The sequence below is a fragment of the Chryseobacterium pennipullorum genome (genome assembly GCF_003384725.1).
Lineage (GTDB): Bacteria > Bacteroidota > Bacteroidia > Flavobacteriales > Weeksellaceae > Chryseobacterium > Chryseobacterium pennipullorum.
Window position 1 is genome coordinate 135,355 of sequence record NZ_QNVV01000009.1, and the last position, 26,542, is coordinate 161,896.

General features: G+C 38.1%; 22 protein-coding genes and 5 tRNA genes. 10 read left to right on the plus strand and 17 right to left on the minus strand.

All coding sequences use genetic code 11. The features are described from left to right. Positions 1-24 precede the first annotated feature (24 nt). The 4 genes from DRF67_RS11785 to DRF67_RS11800 all read right to left on the minus strand — a co-directional run bounded on the left by DRF67_RS11785 (position 25) and on the right by DRF67_RS11800 (position 4,927). Positions 25-996: a polyprenyl synthetase family protein gene (locus tag DRF67_RS11785; RefSeq protein WP_115928501.1), complete on the minus strand. Its 972-nt coding sequence runs from the start codon at positions 994-996 to the stop codon at positions 25-27. Positions 997-1,283: 287 nt separating this feature from the next. Further along, positions 1,284-2,426 (minus strand): inorganic phosphate transporter, encoded by a 1,143-nt coding sequence (locus DRF67_RS11790; protein WP_115928502.1) that lies wholly within the window; start codon positions 2,424-2,426, stop codon positions 1,284-1,286. A gap of 12 nt (positions 2,427-2,438) precedes the next feature. Then, the gene (locus tag DRF67_RS11795; RefSeq protein ID WP_115928503.1) at positions 2,439-3,077 is read right to left on the minus strand and encodes a DUF47 domain-containing protein; all 639 of its coding nucleotides are present in this window, start codon (positions 3,075-3,077) and stop codon (positions 2,439-2,441) included. A 152-nt stretch (positions 3,078-3,229) separates the two neighbouring features. Next, on the minus strand, positions 3,230-4,927 hold the full coding sequence (locus tag DRF67_RS11800; protein WP_115928504.1) for a DEAD/DEAH box helicase: 1,698 nt from the start codon (positions 4,925-4,927) through the stop codon (positions 3,230-3,232). Positions 4,928-5,318: 391 nt separating this feature from the next. On the opposite strand from DRF67_RS11800, the gene DRF67_RS11805 reads away from it, so the two are divergent. The 3 genes from DRF67_RS11805 (at position 5,319) to DRF67_RS11815 (ending at position 8,509) form a co-directional block, all read left to right on the plus strand. Next, entirely contained in the window at positions 5,319-5,990 is a 672-nt protein-coding gene (locus tag DRF67_RS11805; RefSeq protein WP_115928505.1) for a DUF2461 domain-containing protein, read from the plus strand. Positions 5,991-6,226: 236 nt separating this feature from the next. Beyond that, the gene (locus DRF67_RS11810) at positions 6,227-7,021 is read left to right on the plus strand and encodes an FkbM family methyltransferase (protein ID WP_115928506.1); all 795 of its coding nucleotides are present in this window, start codon (positions 6,227-6,229) and stop codon (positions 7,019-7,021) included. A 9-nt stretch (positions 7,022-7,030) separates the two neighbouring features. Beyond that, positions 7,031-8,509 carry a lipopolysaccharide biosynthesis protein gene (locus DRF67_RS11815; RefSeq protein ID WP_115928507.1) on the plus strand — a complete coding sequence of 493 codons (1,479 nt, stop codon included), beginning with the start codon at positions 7,031-7,033 and terminating at the stop codon, positions 8,507-8,509. Between the two features lie 23 nt (positions 8,510-8,532). On the opposite strand, the gene DRF67_RS11820 is transcribed toward DRF67_RS11815, so the two are convergent. The 4 genes from DRF67_RS11820 to DRF67_RS11835 form a co-directional block, all read right to left on the minus strand. Next, the gene (locus DRF67_RS11820; protein ID WP_115928508.1) at positions 8,533-9,588 is read right to left on the minus strand and encodes a hypothetical protein; all 1,056 of its coding nucleotides are present in this window, start codon (positions 9,586-9,588) and stop codon (positions 8,533-8,535) included. 83 nt (positions 9,589-9,671) lie between these two features. Then, positions 9,672-10,526: a glycosyltransferase gene (locus DRF67_RS11825; protein ID WP_115928509.1), complete on the minus strand. Its 855-nt coding sequence runs from the start codon at positions 10,524-10,526 to the stop codon at positions 9,672-9,674. A 74-nt stretch (positions 10,527-10,600) separates the two neighbouring features. Continuing rightward, entirely contained in the window at positions 10,601-12,001 is a 1,401-nt protein-coding gene (gene aspA / locus DRF67_RS11830; protein ID WP_115928510.1) for an aspartate ammonia-lyase, read from the minus strand. Positions 12,002-12,073: 72 nt separating this feature from the next. Beyond that, positions 12,074-13,099 (minus strand): N-acetylmuramoyl-L-alanine amidase, encoded by a 1,026-nt coding sequence (locus DRF67_RS11835; RefSeq protein ID WP_115928511.1) that lies wholly within the window; start codon positions 13,097-13,099, stop codon positions 12,074-12,076. A 135-nt stretch (positions 13,100-13,234) separates the two neighbouring features. Between DRF67_RS11835 and DRF67_RS11840 the strand changes: the two genes are divergently transcribed. From DRF67_RS11840 to DRF67_RS11860, 5 genes are all read left to right on the plus strand, one after another. Then, positions 13,235-13,319 (plus strand) — tRNA-Ser (locus tag DRF67_RS11840). A 14-nt stretch (positions 13,320-13,333) separates the two neighbouring features. Then, positions 13,334-13,408, plus strand: a tRNA-Pro gene (locus DRF67_RS11845). A gap of 42 nt (positions 13,409-13,450) precedes the next feature. Beyond that, positions 13,451-13,524: transfer RNA gene (locus tag DRF67_RS11850), tRNA-Arg, on the plus strand. 387 nt (positions 13,525-13,911) lie between these two features. Continuing rightward, positions 13,912-14,385, plus strand: a complete 474-nt coding sequence (locus tag DRF67_RS11855) for a PA2169 family four-helix-bundle protein (RefSeq protein WP_115928512.1) — start codon at positions 13,912-13,914, stop codon at positions 14,383-14,385. Positions 14,386-14,414: 29 nt separating this feature from the next. After that, entirely contained in the window at positions 14,415-15,413 is a 999-nt protein-coding gene (locus DRF67_RS11860; protein ID WP_115928513.1) for an SDR family oxidoreductase, read from the plus strand. A gap of 173 nt (positions 15,414-15,586) precedes the next feature. On the opposite strand, the gene DRF67_RS11865 is transcribed toward DRF67_RS11860, so the two are convergent. The 5 genes from DRF67_RS11865 to DRF67_RS11895 form a co-directional block, all read right to left on the minus strand. After that, complete coding sequence (locus DRF67_RS11865) at positions 15,587-16,219, minus strand: YciE/YciF ferroxidase family protein (RefSeq protein ID WP_228435793.1); 633 nt, start codon at positions 16,217-16,219, stop codon at positions 15,587-15,589. Between the two features lie 73 nt (positions 16,220-16,292). After that, positions 16,293-17,090, minus strand: a complete 798-nt coding sequence (locus DRF67_RS21350) for a KGG domain-containing protein (protein ID WP_123912738.1) — start codon at positions 17,088-17,090, stop codon at positions 16,293-16,295. Positions 17,091-18,180: 1,090 nt separating this feature from the next. Next, positions 18,181-18,777, minus strand: coding sequence for a Crp/Fnr family transcriptional regulator (locus tag DRF67_RS11885; protein WP_115928517.1), 597 nt, complete (start codon positions 18,775-18,777; stop codon positions 18,181-18,183). 245 nt (positions 18,778-19,022) lie between these two features. Next, positions 19,023-19,958, minus strand: a complete 936-nt coding sequence (locus DRF67_RS11890; protein WP_115928518.1) for an NAD-dependent epimerase/dehydratase family protein — start codon at positions 19,956-19,958, stop codon at positions 19,023-19,025. A gap of 431 nt (positions 19,959-20,389) precedes the next feature. Then, entirely contained in the window at positions 20,390-20,911 is a 522-nt protein-coding gene (locus DRF67_RS11895) for a thermonuclease family protein (protein WP_115928519.1), read from the minus strand. A 437-nt stretch (positions 20,912-21,348) separates the two neighbouring features. On the opposite strand from DRF67_RS11895, the gene DRF67_RS11900 reads away from it, so the two are divergent. Together DRF67_RS11900 and DRF67_RS11905 are read left to right on the plus strand one after the other, a co-directional pair. Beyond that, positions 21,349-21,423, plus strand: a tRNA-Pro gene (locus DRF67_RS11900). 14 nt (positions 21,424-21,437) lie between these two features. Continuing rightward, positions 21,438-21,511 (plus strand) — tRNA-Arg (locus DRF67_RS11905). Between the two features lie 413 nt (positions 21,512-21,924). On the opposite strand, the gene DRF67_RS11915 is transcribed toward DRF67_RS11905, so the two are convergent. From DRF67_RS11915 to DRF67_RS11930, 4 genes are all read right to left on the minus strand, one after another. Further along, on the minus strand, positions 21,925-22,557 hold the full coding sequence (locus tag DRF67_RS11915; RefSeq protein ID WP_115928521.1) for an MgtC/SapB family protein: 633 nt from the start codon (positions 22,555-22,557) through the stop codon (positions 21,925-21,927). A gap of 257 nt (positions 22,558-22,814) precedes the next feature. Beyond that, entirely contained in the window at positions 22,815-23,642 is an 828-nt protein-coding gene (prmA, locus tag DRF67_RS11920) for a 50S ribosomal protein L11 methyltransferase (protein WP_115928522.1), read from the minus strand. Positions 23,643-23,949: 307 nt separating this feature from the next. After that, positions 23,950-24,663: a 3-ketoacyl-ACP reductase gene (locus tag DRF67_RS11925; protein WP_115928523.1), complete on the minus strand. Its 714-nt coding sequence runs from the start codon at positions 24,661-24,663 to the stop codon at positions 23,950-23,952. Between the two features lie 290 nt (positions 24,664-24,953). Beyond that, positions 24,954-26,537, minus strand: a complete 1,584-nt coding sequence (locus tag DRF67_RS11930) for a calcineurin-like phosphoesterase C-terminal domain-containing protein (protein ID WP_115928524.1) — start codon at positions 26,535-26,537, stop codon at positions 24,954-24,956. Positions 26,538-26,542 lie beyond the last annotated feature (5 nt).

Sequence of the window (26,542 nt, forward strand, 5' to 3'; positions counted from 1 at the left end):
CCACCTCTCTCCTGCTGCCTGTATTTAGCTTTCTCTTCTCAACAGGTAATTGGCCAGTTCAATGAACGGCTTTTTCTTTTCTTCAGGAATATCAATTTTTTTAAGATAGCTTTGTCCGATCTCATTATGTTTTTCGATCAGACGCAACGCTTTTTCATCTACTTTTGTTCTTCTGAATATTTTTTCTACTCCGTAAACTTTGTCAATGTTCTCGGTTTTTTTACCATACCAGTAATCCAGTTCCTTTATTTCTTCCTCGGTACCGTGTTCTCTTGCCAGAAGGTATAAAACTGTCTTTTTGTTTTCGTAGATATCCCCGGCATGCTTTTTCCCAAACTGAGCCTGATCTCCGAATACATCAAGATAGTCATCCATAATCTGGAACGCAATTCCGATATGTTTTCCAAAGTTAAAGATCGCTTTTGCATCCTTAAAGTCTGCTCTTGCAATCAGAGCACCGATTTCGAATGACGAAGCACTCAATACGCCGGTCTTATAGGTGATCATTCTGATGTAATCATCAAAAGTTACATTTTCCTGAGTTTCAAAATTGATATCATACTGCTGCCCTTCACATAATAAAAGACCGGTATGGGTAAAGATTCTGATACAGGCTTTAAAAATTTCAGGTTCAAGATCCTCGAAAAACTTATAGGCTTTCAGCATCAGTCCGTCACCGGAGAGGATTCCTACATTGATCCCATGCAAAGTATGAATCGTGGGCTTATTTCTTCTTAAAGGCGCCTCATCCATAATATCATCATGGATCAGTGTAAAGTTATGGAAGAATTCTATGGCCAATGCCGGCTTAATAGCCTGTTTAAGATCACCACCAAACAGATCGCATGCCATCAGCACCATAATGGGACGAAGACGTTTTCCACCATGGGAAATGATATAATTCATCGGGTCATAGAGCTCCGAAGGCTTATCTTTAAAAGTATATTTAGTGATGGCGTCGGCAACAATCTGCTGGTATCTGTCTAAAAATTCCATAAAATCTTATAATTTGAACAAAAATACAATTTTTCAAGGCTTTATAAAACAAAAAACTTATTGTTTCCTGCGGGATTTAAAGTTGATTTCAGCAAAAATGTTTTACTTAATCTGTAATTGATAAAATACGGCTGTCAATTAAAAGTTTCTGAAGATATATATTCCTTTTTATTAAAACAAAGCTGTTATTAAAATCATAAATGAAGGAATTTCTGTTTACTACTTAATTTCAAAAAAAAACTTTGCCCGTTGGGCAAAGTTGATATAGTACGTATAATTTTCTTTTTTTAAGAAAGGAAGGTAACCACAAGATAAGTGATTCCTGCTACGATCGCTGAAATTGGAATAGTCAACACCCAAGCCCATAATAAGCTTACCGTAATCCCCCACCTAACAGCAGAAATTCTTTTGGTCAATCCAACCCCGATGATAGATCCGGTGATGGTATGCGTAGTAGATACAGGAATACCAAAGTGATCTGTGATGAATAAAGTAATCGCACCAGCTGTCTCAGCACTTACTCCTTCTAATGAAGTCACTTTTGTAATTTTGGTACCCATTGTTTTGATGATTTTCCAACCACCGCTCATTGTTCCTAAAGCAATTGCAATAAACGAAACCAAAGGAACCCAAATATAGTGTTGCGCAAAGTAATCAAAACGTCCTGCAGAAGGAATATTCAAATACTGTGCATCCTGAAGCATGTTTACGTGATAATAGATTACCGCTGCTCCAATGATTCCCATTACTTTCTGAGCATCATTCAAACCATGTCCCAAACTAAAGAGGGCTGATGAAGCCAGCTGCAATCTTTTGAAAGACTTATCTGCTTTATGCGGATTGGACTTCTTATAAAGGTGTACAATAATCAGGGTAATGATGATGGAAATAATCATCCCTATAATCGGTGCCATGAAAATGAACAGGAAGATAGGAATTACTTTATCAAACTTTACAACGCTCTGATGGGTTACCTGACGGAAAGCTTCTTTAGCGGTCTCCCAGAAACCTAATTCCGGTTGTGCAGCTGCTACATCATGATAATCTAACATGAACGCATGCATTAATGCTGCTCCCAAAAAACCTCCGATCAGCGTATGTGATGATGATGAAGGGATCCCGAACCACCATGTCAGAAGGTTCCACGCAATCGCGGCGATAAGGCCGGAAAATATGACCTCAAGGGTGATAAAATTCTCGTTAACGGTTTTGGCAATTGTATTACCAATTTTAAATTCTCCAATGATATAAGCAGCAATAAAGAAAGCGGCAAAGTTCCAAAGCGCCGCCCAAAGTACAGCCTGGAATGGAGTTAAAACTTTTGTAGAAACTATAGTTGCAATTGAGTTGGCAGCATCATGGAAACCATTGATATAATCGAAGATCAGAGCCAGCGCAATAATAACTATAAGTAAAATCGGAAATTCCATTTTTGCTATGTATTAGGCGTATTTAATCATGATGTTCTCAATCGTATTGGCAACATCTTCTGCTTTGTCTGTTACGATTTCAAGATAGTTCAATACAGATGAAACCTTAATGATATTAATGGCATCATTTGTTTCAAATAATTCTACCATTGAATTGGAAAGCAGGTCATCAGCAATATTTTCAATAGAGTTCACCTTAATACAAGCTTCTTTCACCTGTTCCATATTTTTAAACCCTTTAAGGTTCTTCATTGCATTCTGGATTTCAAGACATGCTTTATGGATCAATAGAGAGAAGTCTGAATAGGCCTTCATCTCAGGTGATTTGTATAAGAAAATATATTTTGTGGAGGCGTAGATATAATCAGCAATATCATCTAATCCTGTTGCCAGAGTGTGAATATCTTCGCGATCAAAAGGAGTAATGAAGTTTTTCCCCAATTCCACGAAAATTTCGTGAGTCAGCTCATCATTTTTATGCTCGTAGTCGCTCATTTTCTTCAACATAGAATCGTCATTAAGATCGAAATCCTTGATTCCTGCATTGAATTCTTCAGACATTGCAACTAGATTTTCAGTTACTTTTTCAAAAAGTACAAAGAAGATTTTATCTTTTGGTTGAAAAGCGTGGAAAATATTACCAATTCCCATTTTTTAGTATTTATAATTCGTGTGCAAATTTCCTAAAAAAGCACCGCACGTGAAACTATATAACATTAAGTTTTGTTAACATTAGGTTAACCCCTGATAATCAAATAAAAAAACCGACATTACTGCCGGTTTTATAGGGTATAAAAGAGAGATTAGTTTGCTACTTCAGCTCTCATATCTTTTCCTTTGAACTTCATCGACTGAATATTACTAAGGACATTGTCTTTAAACGATTTTTCAACTTCGAAGAAAGAGAATTTCTCTAAAATTTCGATATCACCGATTTCAGCTCTTTTCTTACTTTTTCCATCAGCAGTTGCTTTGTTGATGATATCTAAAACATCAAGTTTCTTCAGATGATCTTTTTTTCCAAGATTAAAGAAGAATCTAACCATGTTTTCATCTCTTCTTCTTGGTTTTCCGCCACGGTCTCTGTCTCTTCCACGATCTCTGTCTCTATCGCGTCCTCTGTCTCTGTCACGGTCACGTCCACGATCTCTTCTTGAGTAGTCATCATCTCTGCTGCTTAGTTTCTGCTCAGCAAGATCATGTTTATCCTTGTAATACAAGGCAAGATCTTTCAACTGGAACTGTAGTAACTGATGGACAAGCTCTTCTTTCGTGAAATTGCTCAGATCCGGAATCAAACTGTCATCAAATTCAAAAAGGTCTTCGTGTTCGGTCAATAATTTCTCGAATACTCCTCCTACCTGAGCTTTAATGATATCATCACCTGTAGGGATGAACTTTTCGTTGATTTCAATTTTTGTTGCAGATTTAATCTGCTTTAGTTTTCTGCTTTCTTCAGGCTTTATTAAAGCCATAGAAATACCGTCCTTCCCTGCTCTACCTGTTCTTCCGCTTCTGTGAACGAATACTTCAGGATCATCAGGTAAAGAAAAATGGATAACGTGAGTCAGAGAGTTTACATCCAATCCTCTTGCGGCAACGTCTGTTGCTACAAGGATATCAATGTTTTTCAATCTGAATTTCTTCATTACTGTATCTCTTTGTGCCTGAGACAGATCTCCGTGAAGTGCGTCTGCTGCATAACCATTCTGCATCAGGAAGTCTGCAACCTCCTGAGTTTCCATTCTGGTTCTGCAGAAGATAATAGAATACTGGTTAGGATTGGCGTCGATCAATCTCTTCAACGCTTCTTTTTTCTGACGGTACCCTACTACGTAATATTCATGCGTAATGTTCTTCTTCACTTCGTTGATAGAACCTACTGAAATACGGTGAGGTTTTGTAAGGTAATTTTTGGAAATTCTTTCCACCTCCTTGTTCATCGTAGCCGAGAAAAGGAACGTTTGTTTTGTTTCCGGAGTTTCGCTTAGAATGGTTTCCAATTCGTCTTTGAATCCCATTGAAAGCATTTCATCAGCTTCGTCTAATACTAACCAATGAATGGCAGAAAAGTCAAGTGCCTTTCTGTTGATAAGATCAATTACTCTTCCCGGAGTACCCACAATGATCTGTGGCTTATCCTTCAAAGATCTCATCTGGTCTACAATACTACTTCCACCATAAACCGCAGTAGTTTTGATGTCTTTCATGTACTTAGAGTAGTTCTTTATGTCTTTAGAAATCTGAAGACATAATTCCCGTGTCGGACAAAGCACCAATAATTGGATTTTGCGACTCGTATCGTCAATCATATCCAAAATCGGAAGCGAAAACGCTGCTGTTTTGCCTGTCCCTGTCTGCGCAAGTGCGATTAGATCGCGAATATCTGAAAGAATAAAAGGGATAGTCTGTTTTTGGATTTCTGTTGGGCTTTCGTAGCCCAGTTCGCCAATCGCCTTAAGAATATCAGGACTTAAATTGGTTTCCGTAAATAAATTCATTAACTATTTTAAAATTTTTGCAAAGATACAATAAATATTTGACTTGTTTTTGAATAAAGTTTTAAATATACAATCTTAAATTCACAATCCTTTAATATTTTTTTAATATTTAAAAAATATAATCCAAAAAAACACCCCATGTATTAATAAACTGTTAAGCAATATTTTTTTTTATTAAATTGGATTAATTTTTTCTGTGTTATTGATGAATTATTAAAAATAAACCAACAAAACATAAAATTTTCTTTTTTGCTTTCACATCTTATTCACTACATTTGAATGATAAGAAACTGCATTCACATCAACGCTATAGCGTATTCATAATGAATAATATACAGTCTGAATAAAGGATCACAACCCATATAATCAACTTTAATACCACCCACAAAATATGCCAGCAGCTATTTCATCCAAAACATTTGATTTTTTAGAAAAGTTAAGTAAAAATAACAACCGCGAGTGGTTCAATGAAAACAAAAACCTGTATACAGAATCACAAGGAAATATCGTTGCTTTTCTGGATGACCTCATTAAGGAAATGTCAGGTTTTGATCAGGAACTCGCTAAAATAGACAGTAAAAAGGCATTATTCAGGATTTACCGGGATACGCGGTTCTCAAAGGACAAATCACCATACAAAACCAACTTCGGTGCTTCATTGGGCATGGGGAAGGGAAACCAGAAAGGCGGATATTACCTGCACATGGAACCTGGAAAATCTTTTCTTGCCGGTGGAATTTATATGCCGGAGCCCTCTGTATTAAAAGAAGTACGAAAGGAGATATCATTATATGGTGATGATTTTCTCCGTGTTTTAAATCAAAAAGATTTCAAAAAACATTTTCCTCAGCTCGACCAGGACGATAAACTTAAAAAAGTTCCCCAAGGCTTCGAAAAGGAAGATCCTATGGCTGAATATCTGAAACTTAAAAATTTCATCGTGGTCTACCCCATCAAAGACGAGGATGTTCTTGACAAAAACGCTGTAAACAATATGACCAAGGTATTTAAACTGATGAAGCCTTTGAATGACTTCCTCAACACGCCTTTCTCAGCTCAGTAAATCATTGGTTTTATCTTCTGTTAGCAGGCGATGAGTGTTTCAAACTTTTCCGGCATGAAAATAACCACTACCACTCCTGTATAGATCCCTGTGGCAGGTGACCCGTATTGTAGTATTAGCACCTTGTAAGACAAAGTCATAAAGTCTGACTCTGACAATCAACCTATTATATTTAACATTTTTTAAGATAAGTTTTACATTTTTGTTTATCTTTGCTATTCGTCAAATATCAAGGGATGTCTTTATACCAAAAAATTGCAGAAAAACTACAATATATAAGTCCGAGTTTCTACAAAAAAAGATATTTTAAGAACTTAAACAATCTTAATAAAGATAATTTTTCGGAACGAAATGTAGAGCCGGAATTGGTATGGATCAAAGAATATCTTTCTGAAGATGCCGTAATTCTGGACATTGGTGCGAATGTGGGAACCTTTCTCTATCAACTGCAAAATAAGCTGGATCACGGGCATATTTATGCGTTTGAACCTAATAAAAAGCTATACACCCGTCTGAAGAGGCTATTTCCTCAAATGCGTGTCCTTCCTTTGGCCCTATCTGACGAAAACAGAACGGCAGAATTCAAAGTTCCGGTTATTAACGGAAAAATGATCGCATCACGTGGCACGCTCAACACTTCTTACAAGGAAAAAGGAGAAGAAAAAAGCTATACTGAAACGGTACAAGTGATCAAGCTGGACGACTGGGCAGCCAAAGAGCAGTTCAATACGCTTGATTTTATCAAGATTGACGTAGAAGGTAATGAAATAAAAACTCTTTTGGGAGCTAAAGAAACCATCAGACAGTTCCTGCCGACCTTAATGGTCGAAATGGAACAAAGACACCACCAAACACCAATATGGACCGATATTTCAGAAGTAAAAAGCTGGGGATATGAAGTGAAATACCTTAACAGAAACAGCTTTACCCTGGAAGCATTAACGGAAGATATCATCTCACAAAATACAAATGACGAAAAAAATAAAACTCAGTACATCAACAATATAATTTTTATACCTAAAAAACCTTAAAACAACTTTATGAGTGTAGTAGCGAGACAAGGCTTCAAATATTCCATTATCGGTTATATTGGTTTTTTGCTGGGCACAGTTTCTGCAATATTCATTTTTCCGAATGATTTTGAATTTTATGGAAAACTCCGCTACATTCTGCCTACTGCTGAAATGCTGGTTCCTTTTGTTGTATTGGGTATCTCCTACTCGAACGTAAAGTTTTTTCATAGCGTAGAAAAAGATGGCAAAAAGCAAAATATGCTTTCTCTCTCCCTGCTCACGGTTTTTATTAATTTCATCATTTTTTCGGCGGTCTTTTTTGTACTGCCTTATTTTTATCCGAAGTTCAGACATTCAGAAGCCTGGAAAATCAAAGAAATGATTCTTCCATTGATATTAATTCTTTCGTTTTGTGCTATTTTCAACAAATACACCTCCAATTATAAAAGAATAGTTGTTTCCAATATCTTTGATAATCTATTCCCCAAAATAGCCAATCTTGGGGCTTTCTGTCTTTTTTTCTATTTTGCATTTTCCCAGAAGGTAGCGTTTGCTTTCTTTTTTGGAGTTTTTGCCTTGATGCTTTTCGGGTACATCTACTACACCAATAAGCTTGAAAAAATTCAGCTGGATTTTACTACCGATTATTTTAAGAAAAACGATTTCTGGAAAGATTTTTTCAACTACAGCTTTTTTGGCTTTCTGGGAACTTTCGGAAATTATCTGGCCATCAACAGCTTTATGATCGGAGAATTTATGGGGATGGAAGAAGTAGGGATCTACTCGGTTCTTTATGCTTTGATTTCATTGATTTCTATTCCTCAGCTGGGATTATTTAATATTTCAGCACCTATAATCAATAAAACCCTGGCAGACGGAGATATGGTAGAACTGGACAGGTTTCATAAGAAGACTTCTTTGTCCCTATATTTCCTGGGAGCCGTATTATTTTCATGCATCATGGTAGGGTTTCCCTATCTTACGCAATTCATGCCTAAAAACGGAACGATGCTGAGAGAATATGAGCCTGTGGTATGGATCTGGGGATCAGCGGTTTTAATCGATCTTGCGACCGGGTTCAATGGCAATATTATTTCACTTTCAAAGCATTACAGATTCAACATTCTGGTGATGCTTTTACTGGCAGGTCTTACGATAGGGCTAAATTATTATTTCATTAAAAACACGGATCTGAAACTGATAGGAATTGCTTTATCCACCGCAATCTCTTTGATCATCTACAATGTAGTAAAGATTGTTTTCAATTATATCGTATTTAAGGTCTCGCCACTCACCATTGAAATGATTTTTGTTTCGATTATCTGTACACTCGCCATTACAGTAGCGATCGTTCTGCCAACCTTTGACAGCAATTTTATCAATCTGATCTATAAACCAACTGTTGTCTTAATCCTTATCTATATCGGGAACTATTTTACCAAAGTATTTCCGATAGAAAACTATCTGAACGCAAAATTCATCAAAAGCGTTTTTAAGATTAAGTAGAACGAAAAAAGGTAAATCCGATATTAGCCTGGATTTTCAATCCCTGAAAGGTGGCTCAACACTGCTTCTGCTCTTTTTTGAACTTCTTCTTTGCAGTAGGTTGTATGGAAATCAACCTGAAGCTCTGAAATTTCTCTGAACTGATGAGGAATATTTTTTTCGGGGACTATCCATGCAAGCTCAGATGGATAGCTTGGGGGAAAGATGGCCAGTTTTCCATATGCAATGGCATCTCCCAGGTTTCCGGTCATCTTGGTAATTCCATAGACCTCTTTCATACTGAAAAATTCTGTTTCCTGTTGAATAGGACACCATAAAACATCAGCTTTCTGCATCCAGCTTTCAAAATCCTTTGCAGGAACTCTTTCTGAGAAATAAATGATCTGAATATTACGGGGGAGCTGTGCTGATAAATGTTTAAGATGTTTTAGTTCATGATCTTTTGCCTTCCCAAGAAATACAAAGGTATAATGCCCTGCATCCCGCATATTCCCGATAGTTTTTACAATATGGACATAATCCCGCCTTTTCTGAGACACTCCACCGGGAATGACGATGGTCAGACTTTTGTTTTCAGCCTTTTCAAAATTTTGTGTAAAAAAAAGCGGTAAAAAAAGATGCCTTTCTGAAGACATACCCTGATCCAGCACCAGTAATGATCCGGATTTCCGATAGACTTCAGGAGCATAGAACAATCCTTCTTTCCACCAAAGCTTCAGCCTGTATATCAGATCTTCTTTGAAAACACTTTTCATCAAATCCCATTTTGAGGCTTTTGTAAAATTAAGATTGTGGGAAATGACTGCAGTCCTGCATTTTTCCGTGATTGCCAAAAAGGTATTGAAAAACCGATGGACGGTTCCGATCAGGACAAGATCATATTCTTTAGCCTTTAACTGCTCTGAAATCATTGAACTGTCTGAAAGATAAACCGTCTGATCATTGATGATGACCTGATCTTTGATTTTTTTTGAAAAATAATAGTCTACCGCAAAGTGCTGAGATCCCTCCATGATATTCATGAAAGCCTGGGCAATTTCTACATGGGTGTCTATTTCAATGTAAGCTATTTTTTTCACTAACTGATTGGAATTGTTTTTAGGTTTTGGCTAAAGCCAATTGAGTTTTTATTTTTTGTTAAATCGGTTGAAACCCATTTCTATCACATTTTCAGCCATTTCTTCTTCAGCATTCTCCAACGCTGATCATTAACAGCTTTTTGCTCTTCCTTTGAAATTTTAAGCTCCAGTTTTTTTGACTTACAACTTTCATAGGATTTCACAATATCAAAGAAAAATGATGGTGATTTGCTTTTCATTGCTTCTTTTGAGGAGGCAATATAGGCCAGAAATCTGTTTAATCCTAGAAAATAGAAATAACGACCATAATAATCGGCTGGTCTTATCGTATAATCGGCTCCTTTTACTTTAATAAGTTTTACATGAAGCTTGGGCAAGACGATTTCTTTCCATCCTAAATGTTCTAACAAAATAGAATCAATATTATCCCATCCCAATGTTTCCCTTAGTCCGCCCATCTGAACAAAGCATTCTCTTCGGTACGCTTTCATGGGTCCTCTTACGTGGTGCTTATTGGAATTTCCTTCATAGACCCAGTTCCCTTCTTTTTCTACATACAGTAAGCCTCCTACCAATCCATAATCAGGATTACTGATAAAAGCTTTTTCCACAGCTTCCAGATAGTTTTGGGGAAGAATAATATCAGCATCGAATTTACAAATGATCTCAAATTCCTCTATTGATTGTGTTTGCAACCCTTTTTTAAAGGCATGAACCACCTTTGAACCGGGCTGATGTTCTGATTTTTGAAGATTAATGGTTTCAAAACGGGGATCAGCTGCAGTATATTTTCTGACAACATCAGGCGTACTGTCTATGGAACCGTCATTAACGACTACCACTTTAAAATCCTTACTACTTTGCTGCTGTAAGGAATCCAGAGTGAATGAGAGGTTCTGCTCTTCGTTGTGGGCAGGAATAATAATTAAAAACCTCACGGAGTAATTTATAGGTGATGAATGATAAGTGATAAATGATGACAAACACCATTTATCACTTATTATTTATTGTATTATTTGTTATGCGGCTTCAGCATATTTTTTGGATCCAGAATCTCGTCTAGCTTTTCCTGGGAAAGAATTCCTTTTTCCAGAACAAGATTGTAAACGCTTTTTCCTGTTTCCAAAGCTTCCTTCGCGATCTGCGTCGACTGCTTATACCCGATATACGGATTAAGTGCCGTTACAATACCAATACTGTGTTTTACCATATTCAGGCAGACTTCTTTATTGGCTGTAATCCCTACCACACATTTATCACGAAGGGTATCCAGGGCGTTGCAGAGGAAGTTGATATTTTCCATGATCGCATGGGAAAGTACCGGCTCCATTACATTAAGCTGCAGCTGTCCTGCTTCTGCTGCAAAAGTTACGGTAAGGTCATTTCCAATTACTTTAAAGCATACCTGGTTCACTACCTCCGGAATGACCGGATTCACCTTACCTGGCATAATAGAAGATCCCGGCTGCATAGGTGGCAGATTGATTTCAAACAGACCGGCTCTCGGTCCTGATGAAAGTAATCTTAAATCGTTGCAGATCTTTGAAAGCTTCACTGCAAGACGCTTCATTGCTGAAGAGTAGATCACATAAGATCCCGTATCCGGGGTAGCCTCCACAAGATCTGGTGCAGAAACGATTGGAAAACCTGTAATCTGAGCTAAATTTTTAGCACAAAGGGTTGCATATCCAACCGGAGCATTTAATCCTGTTCCAATAGCTGTTGCCCCCATATTCACTTCTACGAAAAGACCGGCATTATTATTCAGCTTGGAAATATCTTCTTCCAACGTTGCTGCATAGGCTTCAAATTCCTGCCCCAAGGTCATTGGTACAGCATCCTGAAGCTGTGTACGTCCCATTTTTATAACATCCTGAAACTCCTGTCCTTTTGCGCGGAAAGCTGCGATTATTTTTTCAAGCTTTTCTACCAGACCGGTATTCATTTGTAGCAATCCCATTTTGATTGCTGTAGGGTAGGCATCATTGGTAGACTGTGAAAGGTTGATATGGTCGTTAGGCGAACAGAATTCGTATTCTCCTTTATTTTTCCCCAATTTTTCCAACACGATATTGGCGATCACTTCATTCGCATTCATGTTGATGGAAGTTCCTGCTCCCCCCTGAATCATGTCTACCGGAAACTGGTCATGATATTTCCCTTCTACAATTTCATCACACGCCTCTGCTATTTTAAAATACAGGTTTTCATCCAGAAGACCCAATTCATAGTTGGTTTTTGCAGCCGCTTTTTTTACAAAAGCCAGGCCTTTGATAAAATCCGGGTAAGAAGACAAAAGCTGTCCTGAAATTTTGAAGTTGTCGATAGCTCGTTGTGTCTGAACCCCATAATAAGCATCTAATGGCACGTTCAATTCGCCCAATAGATCACTTTCTTTTCTGAAATTTTCCATTACAGATATTTTACTGTTTTTGATCGTTTAAAGATAGCAAAAACGCATCTAACCGATGCGCTTTAATTTGAATTATTTTACTGAATATTTTTGGTTCAGAGCCTGCAGTATTGCCCATGTTTCGGCATCCATAATTCCGTCATAATTCTGCGGACGGTAATGGTACTGGAAGGCCTCAATTGTTTTCTTGGTGGCATCATCCCATTTTCCACTTAGGTCTATACCGTAACCGAACTTCAGCAAGGCAGTCTGTACCTGGAAAATAAATGTAGGATCAATGTATCGTGTAGTAAAATCAGCCTGTGCGATACTGAAGAAATTCTGTTTGGTCATCTCATCATACCACATTCCGATCTGATATTCGTCGTACAGCTTCTTCCACGGGAACATAGGACCAGGATCTTGTTTTCTTGTCGGGGCAATATCTGCGTGAGCAAGAACATTGGTAGCGGGAATCTGATATCTTGTGACAATATCTTTTGCAAGAGCCGCCACTTTTCTTACCTGCTCATCACTGAAAGGGGCAAATATTCTTTTACCTGTCGCATCGGTAGAATAACCCGAATTTACGATCTCAATTCCTATAGAAGTATCGTTAAGGTTTTTATCGTTTCTCCACGAGCTTACTCCTGCATGATAAGAACGTTTGTTTTCATCCACAAGCTGGTAGATCTCATTATCGCCGGTGTTATTCACCAGATAATGTGAACTCACTGCCTGCTGGGTAAGAACAGTAATAGACTTATCGTCGGGAAGAGCTGTATAATGTAATATTAAATAACGTTGTCTGAAATTCTGTGCTATGGCTGGAAAATACGTTTTTACCACTTTATAACCACCAGGTTTTGCAGAGACAATAGAGCCATAACTTACCGTATTATCATTTTTCGCAGGGTCTGCTATATTAGTTGTAAAAAACTCGACGCCACGGTCGTTGGTAATTTTCGGTTTTGGAGCTTCCGAAGTTGTTGTTTTAGCTACCGGTTTCGGCTGTGCTACGGGGTTTTTCGATTTGTACGTATTTTTTTTCACAGTAGGCTGGGAAGTGCATGAAAAAAGAAAAGTGCTTAATCCGATGATATATAATGTCTTACGCATCAGTTTGGTTTTTGAATGATTTATTACTTCAAAAATACACAAATTTTTCTTGAATTTTATTTGGTAAATAAAGAAATCTATTCTATATTTGCACTCGCAATAACGGAACAACGATCATTAAAAAATAAACAAAAAGGAGGGTTGCCGGAGTGGTTAACGGAGCAGTTTGCTAAACTGTCGACGCGAAAGTGTCGCAAGGGTTCGAATCCCTTACCCTCCGCTCTCTTATATATTCGGGGCGTAGCGTAGTCCGGTCATCGCGCCTGGTTTGGGACCAGGAGGTCGCAGGTTCGAATCCTGCCGCCCCGACTTTTTTAATGCGCTTATTAACTAAGCGAGAATCAACTTCAAGGGTGCGTAGCTCAGCTGGATAGAGCATCTGCCTTCTAAGCAGACGGTCAAAGGTTCGAATCCTTTCGCGCTCACTTAAAACTCACAATTTTTATTGTGAGTTTTTTTGTTTTTAATTACCTTATTTAATAAGCCCGGAAATCATAGCCCTTCTTAAGCAATAATCTGGACACCAGACTTTTGTGGATCAGATACAAAAGTTTTGAAGAAATTATTTCTTCCCTATACACTTCATACACTTTCGCCTTTACATCGAAGACCATCTCATTTTAGTCTATACCTATTATTTCTACTGATAGAATTTTATACATTATACCTATCGGAAAATAAAGTTTTTTTATTCACCATCATATGACTGAAGTAATAAACAACCCAGTATAGATTAAGTAATTTTATATTACTGTGTTTGACTTACAAGTAAACACCGTATCCCTATAACAACATAAACACCACAAAATACTATGAGAACGGAACAAAATATAGCAGTGCTTAATGATTTGCTTCATATCACTAACGACAGAATGGAGGGATTTGAAAAGGTTGAAGGAAAAGTATGGGAAATGTATCCTGACGTAAAAGATGAATATGACCGGATGATCTCACAATCTAAAATTATGAGGAATGAATTGATCAACCTGATCACAGAGAAAAATGGGGAACCTCAGGACTCACCTTCTATAGCAGGAGCAGTTCACCGGACCTGGATTGATATTAAAAACTCCTTTACGATGGGAAATCTGGTAGAATCCACATTGGAAAATGTGGTCTTTGGTGAAAAAGCAGCTATAGATGCCTATGAAAGCGCCATAAACAGCGGCCACCTATGTGAGAAAAGCACAAAAATTGTGTCTGAGCAACTTCACAGCCTGAAGGTTTCCTACAATCAATTTAAAAACATTGTACAATACAAAAAGAAAGACCAATCGGATAGCTAAGGAGAAATGCTACACCAAATCTACATCATATGGAAAAAGAAATCACACGAAGAAATGCATTAGGGAAAATAGCAACAACTTTTGCAGTAGCAGCTGTTGCACCCGGTGCTTTTGCGCAAACCAAAAAAGATACCCGCAACACAGTTTCGGACCTTACAGATCCTAGGACAAAATATCCTAAACCTCCATTTAAAAAACAATTTCAGCCCTTCCCCGGTCTTGCAGGTAAAATGACACCAATCCCTGATCATGGTGAAGAAAGCTATATAGGCTCCGGAAGACTAAAGGGCCGAAAAGCATTGATAACAGGAGGAGATTCCGGGATTGGACGTGCTGCGGCTATTGCTTATGCGAGAGAAGGGGCAGATGTAGCAATCAACTACCTTCCTGAAGAGGAACCTGATGCTGTACAGGTCATTGAACTGATTAAAAAGGCAGGCCGGAAAGCAATTGCTATTCCCGGAGATCTGCGTGATGAAAAATTCTGCAACATCTTGGTGTCACAGGCGGTACAACAGCTTGGAGGGTTAGACATCCTAGTGAATAATGCCGGACATCAGAAAACCCACGCATCCATTCTCGACATCAGTACTGAAGAATTTGAACGGACAATGAAAACCAATATATATGCTCCTTTCTGGATCATTAAGGCTGCATTACCACATCTAAAACCGGGTTCCTGCATTATAGGCCTATCATCCGTACAAGCCTATGATCCTTCTGCTGAACTCTATGACTATGCTCAAACAAAAGCAGCTACAACAAGCTATGTAAAATCTCTGGCGAAACAACTCGGACCCAAGGGAATCCGGGTAAATGGTGTCGCCCCGGGACCGGTGTGGACAGCACTCGAGATCAGTGGTGGGCAGACCCAGGAAAACATTGAAAAATTTGGTGGTGATACGCCATTAGGCCGGCCGGGACAACCCGCAGAGCTCGCCTCAATATTTGTTCAGCTGGCCGATAATGATGCCAGCTTTGCAAGCGGACAGATTTACGGTTCTGCCGGAGGAAGCGGACAACCCTAACCGCACTTAAAATACACATCATTAAAGCCACTTTAGAGTGGCTTTAGCTGTTCTGCTATTGTTGACATATTGATCTTTAATACATTTACAAGTCTGATAATCAACATATCCTGAAATAAAACGACCATGCAGGAGATATCCCACAAGGCCGCTATTATACATGGTAAAGAGGATTAATCCTCCTGTTCCGCATCAAAATTGATAAAAGTTTCAGCAATTTCGGTAAGATTATAATCGGTATCCTCTTCCTCCTGCAATGTGGTTTCGAGTAAGTCAGCTACCTTATCATGTCCCATTGTAATCGCCAACTGAGCAAGCCCCCCATACGTCGCAATTTCATAATGCTCTACTTTTTGAGCAGCAATAATCAAAGCTGCATCCCGTGTCATTGAGCCTTCTTCAGTTGATTTGATAATTTCTTCACCTTCTTTAATGATTCCTTTAATGGCTTCACACTCTTTTTTCTCAGGTTTTTCATCAATTAATCTGAAGACTTTTTCAAGACGGCTTACATGTTTTTTAGTCTGAAGTTGGTGATCTTCAAAAGCCTCCTTCAGTTCTTCGGTCGTTGCAGCCTCTTCCATTTTTGTCAGTGCATCTATGATTGCATTTTCTGCAAAATAAATATCTTTAAGAGAACTCACGAAAAACTTGTGAAGTGAAGAGTTCTTCATTTCATTTTTATTTACAACAGCATTATCCACCTGCATTTTCTTTTCAGAGGTTGGCATAGTGCTGCTTTCCGGAATTTTAGTTTCCTGTGTTCCAGTTCCCGGAGTTTTGGTTTCTGTTGTTTTTGTTGCCATAATGTAATGTGGTGTTTAGTAGATGGAAAAGATTACCTCTTCAATTAAAATTAAAGAGGCAATCTATTAAAAATTATGAATTATTACGTCTTCCTCCAAAACCGGATCTGCCGGATCCTGAAGATCTTTGTGATGAACTGCTTCCTGAATTGGATCCTCTGCCGCTTCCTGAGCGTGAGTTTGAACTGGAGCCACGTCCACTTCCAGAGCTTGAATTTGAGTTTCGTCCTCTACCTGATCCTGAACTTCCTGAACCATTCCCATTGTTAGAGCCGGATCTTGAACCGGAATTTGACGCTGACCCCGAGGATCTGCCGCCGCCATGAGAAGCTTCGCCACCCATTCGTGCAATCCGGGTACGTTCAGCTTTGCTCATAGATGCAAAACCCCTTTTAGAAGTACCATTTCCCGATGACCTTCCTCTTCCCGATCCGGAACCCGAACCTGATCTGGACCCAGATCCAGACCCCGATTGTGATCCACTACGCGATCTGCCACCTGAGTTTCCTCTACCTCCTGAAGTAAATCTTCCCTGGCTGTCCCTATCCTGATTGTTACCTCCTGATCCTCTGTTTCCTCCTCTTGAACCCCGTCCTCTGCTGTCATTTTCCTCATCATCCTCGTCGTAGTCATCATCATCATAGTCCTCATCGTCATCATACTCGTCATCATCATACTCATCATCATACTCGTTGTCGTAATCATCGAAATAATCCTCATAATCTGAGAAATCATCATCATAATCTTCATCTTCCGATGCATCGCTATACCCATGGTCGTATCCTAACTGATAAACTTCTTCAAGAGTTGATTTTCCTTCATTTGAAGAATTGTTTCTTGAATTCCGGTTGTTTGAATTTCTAGTGTTCATACTACAATTTTTTGCAATTAATATTTAGTGATGTATTGCTGATTTTAACTAGTATTAAGGCAGCAATGGTTTTGGTTCTATTCAATGAATTACCAGCTGAATGCTTTTATGATACCCTTTACTCTATAAAGGGCTTTAGATTTTATTTTCACTGACTGATCAAAATTACAGGATCAATATTCTTTATTTTATGACTGGTATCATATCCATGGAATTATTAGAAAATTTTTCAATTTTATTACTAATGTATTTTTCTTCCATAGGTATTATACTCCACAAGGTCACATCAGGAGTTGTTATACAGACCATTGATATGACGTCGAATATGATCAATAAAAGATATTGTAGTTCAGGCATTAAGGATCAAATACAAAAGTTGGAGGAGAAACGGAATATTTTTCTATTTATACTTTTGCCTTGAAGCAAAAGTATACAAAAATTCAAGACTGGAATCATCCGCTAAAAATTGACCTTGCCTCCTAAAATTTCCAAACTCGCATGGATTCAACATTTGTTATTCGACTCAATACGATGGCCATGCTCAGACACTGGAAATTTTTTAACGGATTCAAGATCAATTTTGCCTCTGATTTTTTATTTTTTTATTTGAATCGGCGAACCTTAAAAGGTTTATTAACGCTCCTGATTCCTAGGTCGGTTAAAGGTTTACTTACAACTATTTTTCATCGTTCTTACTGGATTGAGCCGATTAGAAAAAAAACCTCTGAAAAATACACTTAAACATCTGTGGAAATTTGTGGCCTTCTGCGGTTAATTTTTTTACTTATACCTTAAAATCGAAGATTATCTCCCTTCAATAGATGAATCTTATTTCTACGAGTCAAACAGTGATTAGTATACAATATTATTTTTTCTATTAACTGAACTTTTTGCTTGGTCCCCAACTTTTGCGCCTGATCCGCATTATCTCACCACTTAATTTTTAATCAGGTAAAACTATTTTTATATTTACGTAATAGCCTAAGCAAAGATTCAGTATCAAGGCATAGTAAGCAGGGAGGTGATTATTTTAGAAACCCAGGATGAATGAAGATCGTTCCAGAATGGAATATAATAAAGGTGCCAGGTCTCAGAAATAAATTTTACGGTCTCTTATCTGAACCACTTTCTGCTGCTCCATAGTTTTTAAAGTTCTGATAGCAGTTTCAACCCTAAGACCGGTGAGACTCGCCATCTGCTGTCTTGTAAGGGGAATAAGGAAGGAATAAGGTGCATGATTATCATGAAAACTTTTAAGATATTCCATAAGCCCTCTTAACCTGACAATAGCATCCTGATAGGAAATATTCTGCATCATAATAAATTTATAATACAAACGCTGTGAAAGCCATGTACAAATATCCATGTAGATTTCAGGATATTCAGTCAGGAGCCTGAAAAATTTTTGTTTACAGAGTTTTAGAATACTGCAGTCTGTCATGGCTTCAGCATTCATAGGGTAATTCTTGTCAATAAAAAGAATGGATTCTCCACAACTTTGCCCTTCCGAAAGGATATTCTGAATAAACTCCTTACCGTCCTGATCATAATTGTTTAATTTAACATCACCTTTTACGATTTGATAGTAGAAGTAAGATCCGTCACCTTCTTTGAAAATAAATTCCGTGGGCCTGTAATTTTTGATTTCCGCACCTGCAGAATACAAAATGCTTTCGTTGATTACCATAATACCTGTATTTAATATAGGTGTGATATAAGATTTTCACAGGTGTCTCAGGTATTAGTGAATAAATTATAAAAAACTTATAGAATTATATGTAAATATAGATTAATTTACTAAAACACTAATAAATAATAGTAAATATTTAACATAAAATAACTATATTTAATAATTTATAAATACAATATAAAATTTAACCATTATGATTAAACAATAAATAGGACTCTCCGACCTTATGTTTATTACCTATTTTATTTTTCTAAAAGCTGCTCCTTTTTAATCGTGTCAATTCCCTGATGATAGGAAGTCACGTGAAATTCAGGAAATCTACTTCTGAATTTTGAATCATCAAAAATATTATCATGAGCATATCTTGGCAACAGCTCCAGCAACTCTTTCACCTGTTTGTTAAATAAAGCACCTATGGTAAAAGCAAATTTAGGAATCACAGAATAATCGAGATCCCTGCCATAAATTCCGGAAGCGAGATGAATGAATTCTTTATAAGTAGGATGCGTTTTATCAACCGGAAGATGCCAGGTCTGACCGAATGTATCCGGTGTATTGCCAATCAATGCGGTTGCACGGCTGGCATCAGGTGTCCATATCAGGCTTCTCTTTTTATCAGCACTCAGTGGAACCTTCAGCTTCTTTCCTGCTTTGATATTGTTAAAGATCAATGTATTGGTTATGCTCTGTGTTTTACCCGGTCCATAAAATTCTGGCGCGCGGCAAATAACAGCCTGCAGCCCGCCGCATTTAATTTCTTTCAAAACCATATCTGCCATTTTCTTCCTTACTCTCCCTTTTCTACCCACTGGTTCAAACGTCGTATTTTCCTTCAAAATGCGGCCGTCCTGAGGGTACATATATGTATTATCGAAAAACACCAACTTAGTCCCATGAATCCTGCAGGCTTCAATCACATTGTGAAGGATAAGCGGGAACTGCTTCTCCCAAAGATCAGAGCTCATCGGAAGCCCTAAGGTAAAGTAGGCAATTTCACTGCCTTTAACTGCTTCAACAGCCTTTTCACGGATTGATAAATCTGCTGCGAACACCTCATCGGTCTCATTGATCTTTTGGGCTGCCCTGCTTACAATACGGATATCTGAAGTAAAATTCCGTTTGAGCTCTCTTGCCAGCTCTTCACCAATCTGTCCGTTGGCTCCTAATATTGTTTGCATTGTATTGTATTTTTATTCATTTTGTATCAGCTACAAACAGAAATTATTCTCTGCTGCCATCCTATGAACAAATCCACTTTAAAAGGAGATTTAACTCATGTTTAAACCTTCTATTTTTAGTGTGATAATTCCGGAGTAACAGAAGCAACTCTATAACACAGTTAAGGTCAATAGCAGCAAATCCCCCGTCCTGCAGGAGTCAATTAAAAGCATCCTTACTCTCAACCAGCTTACCTGCTTCAAACTTAAGCACTAACAAATAATAATTTAAAATCAACAGCCAAGACTATACCATTATCCTCCTCCAGCAAAGAATTAATATAGGTTCAACGAAGGAAAAAACTGACAGCCGTTTAGTAAGCTCTTTGTTTAAGCCATTATTATGAGGAGAAATATCAGTAATACAGAATATAATCATTTGTCTACTTACCTTATATCATTGCTTTTGCATTTGTATTTTTTTTGTTGACCTGATATTTTTTATTTCGGAGTTCACGCTTCATTTTGCGGTACTCCCACGGAGCAACAGCATGAACATCCTGCCAAAGACCTATCTTTTTGCTCTGAGCAGCTTTCTGCAGCTTCCCTAATGACACATCTTTGGAATAAGAAAAATACCACCACCCCATTCCGGCTCTGATCAGCTCTTTTGAAAGGTATTTGCCATTATCATAATATACTTTGGCCACAGAACGTCCGTAGCGGTCTGTTTTTGTTTCAATAAAATGAACGGTTTTACCAAATACCTGCGCTGAAGTAAACTGTTTGGCATTTTTTCCAAAAGCCTGACCATTTTCTGGACAATCTACCTCTGCAAGCCGCAGTTTTTTCTGCCGGTTCCCTTTTAAAAGGATTGTTACAGTATCTCCATCTGAAATTTTGATGATCTTCCCTGTGGTCTGTGAAAAGAACAAAACGGGAAAAAGAAGGCCCAACAACATGAATCGTTTCATCCGGCAAATATAGGAATTCGACCCGTTAAAATCATCAGCAAATCTTTGATTTTAGTCTTTAACCCCAGGGTTTCTAATGATCCTGTTTGGACTTTTGAATATAGCGGAAAAGAAACCGTAATAAGACAACCTTCCCGGATAGCATTCGGGTTAATTTAAATATTTTTTCTTTTTTGTGATCAACACCTGATAAAAGAAGTTCTCTGACTAAATGCCCTTGAACTCCCGAAAGAAAGGAAAAACGAAGAAAAATTATTTATTTTTTTCATATTTTTTCAGACAATGTAAGTAAATGGTTTTGAGTTCCATAAATACGATTGAAAAGTATTCGTGAAAAATTAATTGAAAATTAATCTTAATTTTATTTTTTTATTTGAAAAAGTATTGTACCTTTGCAACCGCAAAAACGAAGTAAAATTCGTTACTGATGACCTCCTCGGGGCGTAGCGTAGTCCGGTCATCGCGCCTGGTTTGGGACCAGGAGGTCGCAGGTTCGAATCCTGCCGCCCCGACTTTTAAAATTCAAGGGTGCGTAGCTCAGCTGGATAGAGCATCTGCCTTCTAAGCAGACGGTCAAAGGTTCGAATCCTTTCGCGCTCACTTAAGCCTCACAATTTTTATTGTGAGGTTTTTTGTTTTTTACTCTGTTTAAAGTAGAGGAGATGAAATGGGATCAAGCACAAAAGTTGGCGAGAAATTTGAAATCGAAAACTATCTCCTTTCCAGTCGATGAACGTATTTGGCTTTACGTTTCAATGCATAAAAAATCCGTTTCACCGATCTATTTTGCGGAATCAGGTTATCTTTTTCCTGATGATCAACAGCCTTTAGTATTTTTGCAGCAGAAAACTTACTCATATTAAAGTTAGTTTAATTGTATCCAAGGAACATCGATTAAGGATGAAGAAAATTTTTTGTGCACTTTGAATTCCTTGCAGCCATTGTGATGGCTTAGCTATACACTTAATCATGTTTGGATAGGACCGGAATCTTCCAGTCCTATTTTCTTATGGTCAGAATCTAAATTCTTCAATCAACTGATCGTTGAGCAAAATCCCCGTGCAAGTTTTGTGTTTTTCGGCCGATCCCTGTACCCGCCAGGTGATGGTATACTGATCTCCGATCCTTGCCTGTTTCGACCTGAATGATGTCAATTGGTGTTCTTTAAAAATCTGTTCGTACTTTTCCGCTACCCCATCTTCATACGGGAGCGTGATCTGGTAGGTATACCGCACACTTATTTTGTCTATGATAGTCTGAACGTATTTAAACATTATAAGGAGTAAAAATACCACGATGGAACCTATGGTGGCCTCCTGGTAATAGCCAGCTCCTATCGTCATGCCCAACGCAGCACAGATCCATATGGTAACAGCTGTAGTAAGTCCCGAAACCCTGCTGTCTTCTTTAAAGATAACGCCAGCCCCTACAAAACCTATTCCGGTGATAATATTGGCCGCGATGCGGTCCGGACTTCCCGGGCTTCCAAAATTCATAGAGAGCATGGTAAAAATACAGGCTCCTAAGGTCACCAGGATCATGGTTCTCAATCCTGCCGATTTCAGCTGATATTCCCTTTCAATTCCTATGATACCCCCCACAAATACTGAAAATAAAATGGGAAGCAAATCTTCAAACAGATTCATTGACAAATTTTTGATATTAAATGTATCTGATTTTTTTCAATTATAAAAATACTTTTTACCCTTATATCAAAACAAAACCGCCGTACAATACAGCGGTTCAATTTATTTCTAAAATTGTTATTTCATTAGATAGGAACTCGTGTTCCAGAGATCCGTTTTAGCGATCTGTTTTTCCTTTTCCTCATTATGGTCTCTTCACTCACGGTGAGTAAAAATAAAGTGGCCCATAAAGTTTTCATCTATAGTTTTTGTTTTTTCTATTTTTCAAGCCACAAACTTACCCACTCTTCGCGCTGTACCTGTTTTTTCAGTTCAAGGCCATTTTCCCTGCATACTTCCAGAATATCATCTACATCAAAGAAACAAAGTCCCGAAAGCAACAGCTTTCCTCCATCATTCAATACGGAAACGTAAGTAGGAATATCTGAAATCAGAATATTTCTGTTGATATTGGCTAAGATGATATCAAAAGTCTCTTTTCCAAGGTTCTCTGCTGTTCCCTGCTCAATATCCAGCTCGACACCGTTTCTTACCGCATTCTCTTTTGAATTTTCCACGGACCACTCATCAATGTCAATTGCTTTTGTATCTCCCGCTCCCTGCTGTTTTGCATAGATAGCCAGCACAGAAGTTCCACAGCCCATATCCAATACTTTTTTACCATTAAAATCAATATTCATCATTTGCTGGATCATCAGGTGCGTGGTAGGATGATGTCCTGTCCCGAAAGACATTTTAGGCTGGATGATAATCTCATGCATGCCTGGAACAGATTCATGAAACTCTGCTCTGATCAGTACTTTATCATCAATATTAATGGGTGAAAAGTTCTTTTCCCATTCTTCATTCCAGTTGATATTCGGCATTTCTTCGAAAGAGTATTCAATCTTTACGTTTTCGTTGTCAAAAATTGGAAGCCCTTTAAGCTGATCTTCATGAAACAGTTCGGTCTGAATATATCCTAAAATTCCGTCAATTTCTTCTGTAAAGCTGTCAAAACCTATTTCGATGAGTTCTGCCATTAAAATCTCATTCCAGGGTTGCAATGGAGAAATTTTGAAATTGAATTCTAAATAATTTTGCATGTGATTAATTTGCTGCAAAAATACTAATGTTATTATTGTTAAAAAAATGGCAGGGGTAAGTTTTGGTGAAAGCCCGAAGATTTCGTGTTTTTGAAAGCATAAGATCTGTGTGTTCGGAAGTTTTAGCTCACATGAATTACATTACTCAGATCGTGCTTCTTTATTTAGGTTTGGACTCAAGCCATTGGAACTGAATGTTATAAAAAAAGCGGACTAAAGTCCGCTCCTATTGAATTCTTTTATTAAAAAGCTGTCCATCAATTCACAGCATTTACTGTAACTGCAATAACTGTAAGTGGTAAGCAGTCTACGGATTGGTAGAAAAGATAGAACCATTGGCAATCAGTGCTCTCCTGTTCATTTTCAAAATATCACGCACCCATTCTGCAAAGTCTTCAGGCTGAAGTACTTTATCCGGATTTCCGTCTGTCAGTCCTCCCTGGATACTCATATCAGAGGCAATGGTGCTTGGCGTCAGCGTGATGACCCGGATGTTCTGTTTTCTCCATTCTGCCATCATCGATTGTGACAGAGAAACTACTGCTGCTTTGGACGCTGCGTATGCCGACATATTGGGACCTCCTTTCAACCCTGCTGTGGAGGCTACATTCACGATATCTCCTTCACCCTGAGCCTTCATAAAAGGATGAACTGCTTTAGCGGCGTAATACACCCCAAATAAATTGGTTCTGATCACCTGTTCCCAGGTTTCAGAAGACATTTCTTCAATGGTACCGAAATCCCCGATTCCCGCATTGTTCACCAGGATATCCACTCCACCAAGCATTTCAACTAATGTGCTGATTCCTGCTTTTACTGATGCTTCATCATCAATACTGAAGACCGCGTAGGCTGCATTGACCCCCAATTTCTGGATTTCATCAACTGTATTTTTAAGGTTTTCCTCGTTTCTTCCTGTAATAGCAACGTTTACTCCTTCATTGGCTAATGCTAATGCTACCGCTTTACCTAACCCTCTTCCACCACCTGTAACGATGGCATTTTTTCCGTTTATATTCATAGTAATGATACTTTTCTTTATACAAAGTTACAAAAGAACATTTTTACAGAGCGGCAAGAATCTATATTTAATTGTTTTTTAATAGCTTTTGGGATCCTCGAAAATCATTGGATTTTAATGTTTATGAAATACAGTCAGCTTACACTACACCCAACATTTGTGGTTGAAGAATAGATCTCATAATTTAAAACTCACTTTACGCAATAGACATTTTGCTGAAAGTAAAAAGTAAAGCCGATCCCAAGGACCGGCTCTCAAATCTAAAAAAAGTATAGTAAAAAATAGAAGACTTAAGGAATCTGAACTGAGTTCTGAACGTCAAAATCTTCGGAAGCAGAGAATTGATTTCCATACCGGTCAAAAGCTCTGACCTCAACTTTATGTTTTCCCAATGATAGCTTTTTAGGAAAATCTGCCTTCCAGATATGCTTTGACATTTCAGGATTGGAGGGTCTTCTGCCTGGAAAAATCTTTTCCGTAGTATCCCACTTGAATACTGAAAGGGCAAAATTAGGGTCTATGGATTCGTCGTATTCCATTTCTTCCCATTTCCCATTGTCTATTCTGTATTCAACTTTATCCTTCTGACTTCCCATGAAGAAATTAGCCATTATTTTTGCTGACGTTTTTGCCGGGAAAGGAACGACTTTAGGAAGGGACAATTTGATCTGATAATCTTCCGGCTTCCCCGCTGTTTTGTACTTCACTTTATACTGATTATCTGTAAAACTGATGAAAGAATACCCCTTTGCAGTTCCGTCTCTCATGGTAGAAGTCGGCAATCCCATTTCGTCCGACGTTCCCGACCACCAGTCACCACACGTCGTTCCTACATTATATTCATGAAGGTCTTTTGCACCATTCCAGCCTGCTTTCTTTCCGTAAAAAATCTGCTGCTGTATGTGGGTGTGAGCGGACAATAACAATGCATTCGGGAACGGACTTAGAAAATCGAATAACTTCTGACGGTCAGAATTTCTGAAATTATCTTCATTATGATGCTCCAGCGGAATATGGAAAGAAACAACAATAAGTTTATTTTTATCCACCAGTTTCAAATCGTTTTCAATAAACTGCAGCTGATCTTCACGGAATCCTCCCCAATATCCTTTTCCATCTCTGGGATCGGGATATAAAATATCATCCAATACTATAAAGTGAACATTTCCATAATTGAAAGAATAGTTGGCAGGGCCGAAAGTCGCTTCAAAAGTTTCATCTGATAAATAATCTTCTTTCGCCTCATAGTTCATATCGTGATTTCCCATCACATTGTACCACGGTAAGCCGATTTCCTTCATCACATCTGCATACGGTTTTTGCAAACTTAAATCGTCTCCAACCAAATCACCCAGCGTAATTCCGAAGACTGTATTTTTCTTCGTAGTTTTCACTTCGTTTACAATGGCTCTTCTGAAATAATCCAATTGTTTTTCCGTGTATGGCTGTGGATCTCCGAAAACCAAAATATCAAAATTTTTATTTTCGTTTTGTTTATTCAAAGCAAAATTCACTTCTTTTGGAAGCTCACCTGTAGGAGCCGTTCCTTTATATTTAAAATCTGCCGGTGAACCTTTCGGCTTGTACTGATAATAATATTGGGGTAAATTGTTTCCGTTCAAAGCGACCTGATACCCGGAAGGTTTAATAACAAAAACAGTCTGCCCATCCTGAACCGGCAGGCTATATCTTCCGCTTTTATCCGTGAGGACCACTTGTGCACCATTGGAAACCGCAACACCCTGGATTCCTTTTTCACGGTTTTCCTTCTTCTGGTTTTTATTAAGATCCTCAAAGACATACCCTGAAACGGAAGTCTGGGAAAATGCCATTGCCGAAATCAGTAAGCACGGCATTAAAAATTTTATATTCATGTTAA

Excerpts from the sequence above, each read along its gene's own strand:
- DRF67_RS11785 (WP_115928501.1), bottom strand. The coding sequence starts at position 996 with ATGGAATTTTTAGACAGATACCAGCAGATTGTTGCCGACGCCATCACT.
- DRF67_RS11790 (WP_115928502.1), bottom strand. The coding sequence starts at position 2,426 with ATGGAATTTCCGATTTTACTTATAGTTATTATTGCGCTGGCTCTGATC.
- DRF67_RS11795 (WP_115928503.1), bottom strand. The coding sequence starts at position 3,077 with ATGGGAATTGGTAATATTTTCCACGCTTTTCAACCAAAAGATAAAATC.
- DRF67_RS11800 (WP_115928504.1), bottom strand. The coding sequence starts at position 4,927 with ATGAATTTATTTACGGAAACCAATTTAAGTCCTGATATTCTTAAGGCG.
- DRF67_RS11805 (WP_115928505.1), top strand. The coding sequence starts at position 5,319 with ATGCCAGCAGCTATTTCATCCAAAACATTTGATTTTTTAGAAAAGTTA.
- DRF67_RS11810 (WP_115928506.1), top strand. The coding sequence starts at position 6,227 with ATGTCTTTATACCAAAAAATTGCAGAAAAACTACAATATATAAGTCCG.
- DRF67_RS11815 (WP_115928507.1), top strand. The coding sequence starts at position 7,031 with ATGAGTGTAGTAGCGAGACAAGGCTTCAAATATTCCATTATCGGTTAT.
- aspA (WP_115928510.1), bottom strand. The coding sequence starts at position 12,001 with ATGGAAAATTTCAGAAAAGAAAGTGATCTATTGGGCGAATTGAACGTG.
- DRF67_RS11835 (WP_115928511.1), bottom strand. The coding sequence starts at position 13,099 with ATGCGTAAGACATTATATATCATCGGATTAAGCACTTTTCTTTTTTCA.
- DRF67_RS11855 (WP_115928512.1), top strand. The coding sequence starts at position 13,912 with ATGAGAACGGAACAAAATATAGCAGTGCTTAATGATTTGCTTCATATC.
- DRF67_RS11860 (WP_115928513.1), top strand. The coding sequence starts at position 14,415 with ATGGAAAAAGAAATCACACGAAGAAATGCATTAGGGAAAATAGCAACA.
- DRF67_RS11865 (WP_228435793.1), bottom strand. The coding sequence starts at position 16,219 with ATGGCAACAAAAACAACAGAAACCAAAACTCCGGGAACTGGAACACAG.
- DRF67_RS21350 (WP_123912738.1), bottom strand. The coding sequence starts at position 17,090 with ATGAACACTAGAAATTCAAACAACCGGAATTCAAGAAACAATTCTTCA.
- DRF67_RS11885 (WP_115928517.1), bottom strand. The coding sequence starts at position 18,777 with ATGGTAATCAACGAAAGCATTTTGTATTCTGCAGGTGCGGAAATCAAA.
- DRF67_RS11890 (WP_115928518.1), bottom strand. The coding sequence starts at position 19,958 with ATGCAAACAATATTAGGAGCCAACGGACAGATTGGTGAAGAGCTGGCA.
- DRF67_RS11895 (WP_115928519.1), bottom strand. The coding sequence starts at position 20,911 with ATGAAACGATTCATGTTGTTGGGCCTTCTTTTTCCCGTTTTGTTCTTT.
- DRF67_RS11915 (WP_115928521.1), bottom strand. The coding sequence starts at position 22,557 with ATGAATCTGTTTGAAGATTTGCTTCCCATTTTATTTTCAGTATTTGTG.
- prmA (WP_115928522.1), bottom strand. The coding sequence starts at position 23,642 with ATGCAAAATTATTTAGAATTCAATTTCAAAATTTCTCCATTGCAACCC.
- DRF67_RS11925 (WP_115928523.1), bottom strand. The coding sequence starts at position 24,663 with ATGAATATAAACGGAAAAAATGCCATCGTTACAGGTGGTGGAAGAGGG.
- DRF67_RS11930 (WP_115928524.1), bottom strand. The coding sequence starts at position 26,537 with ATGAATATAAAATTTTTAATGCCGTGCTTACTGATTTCGGCAATGGCA.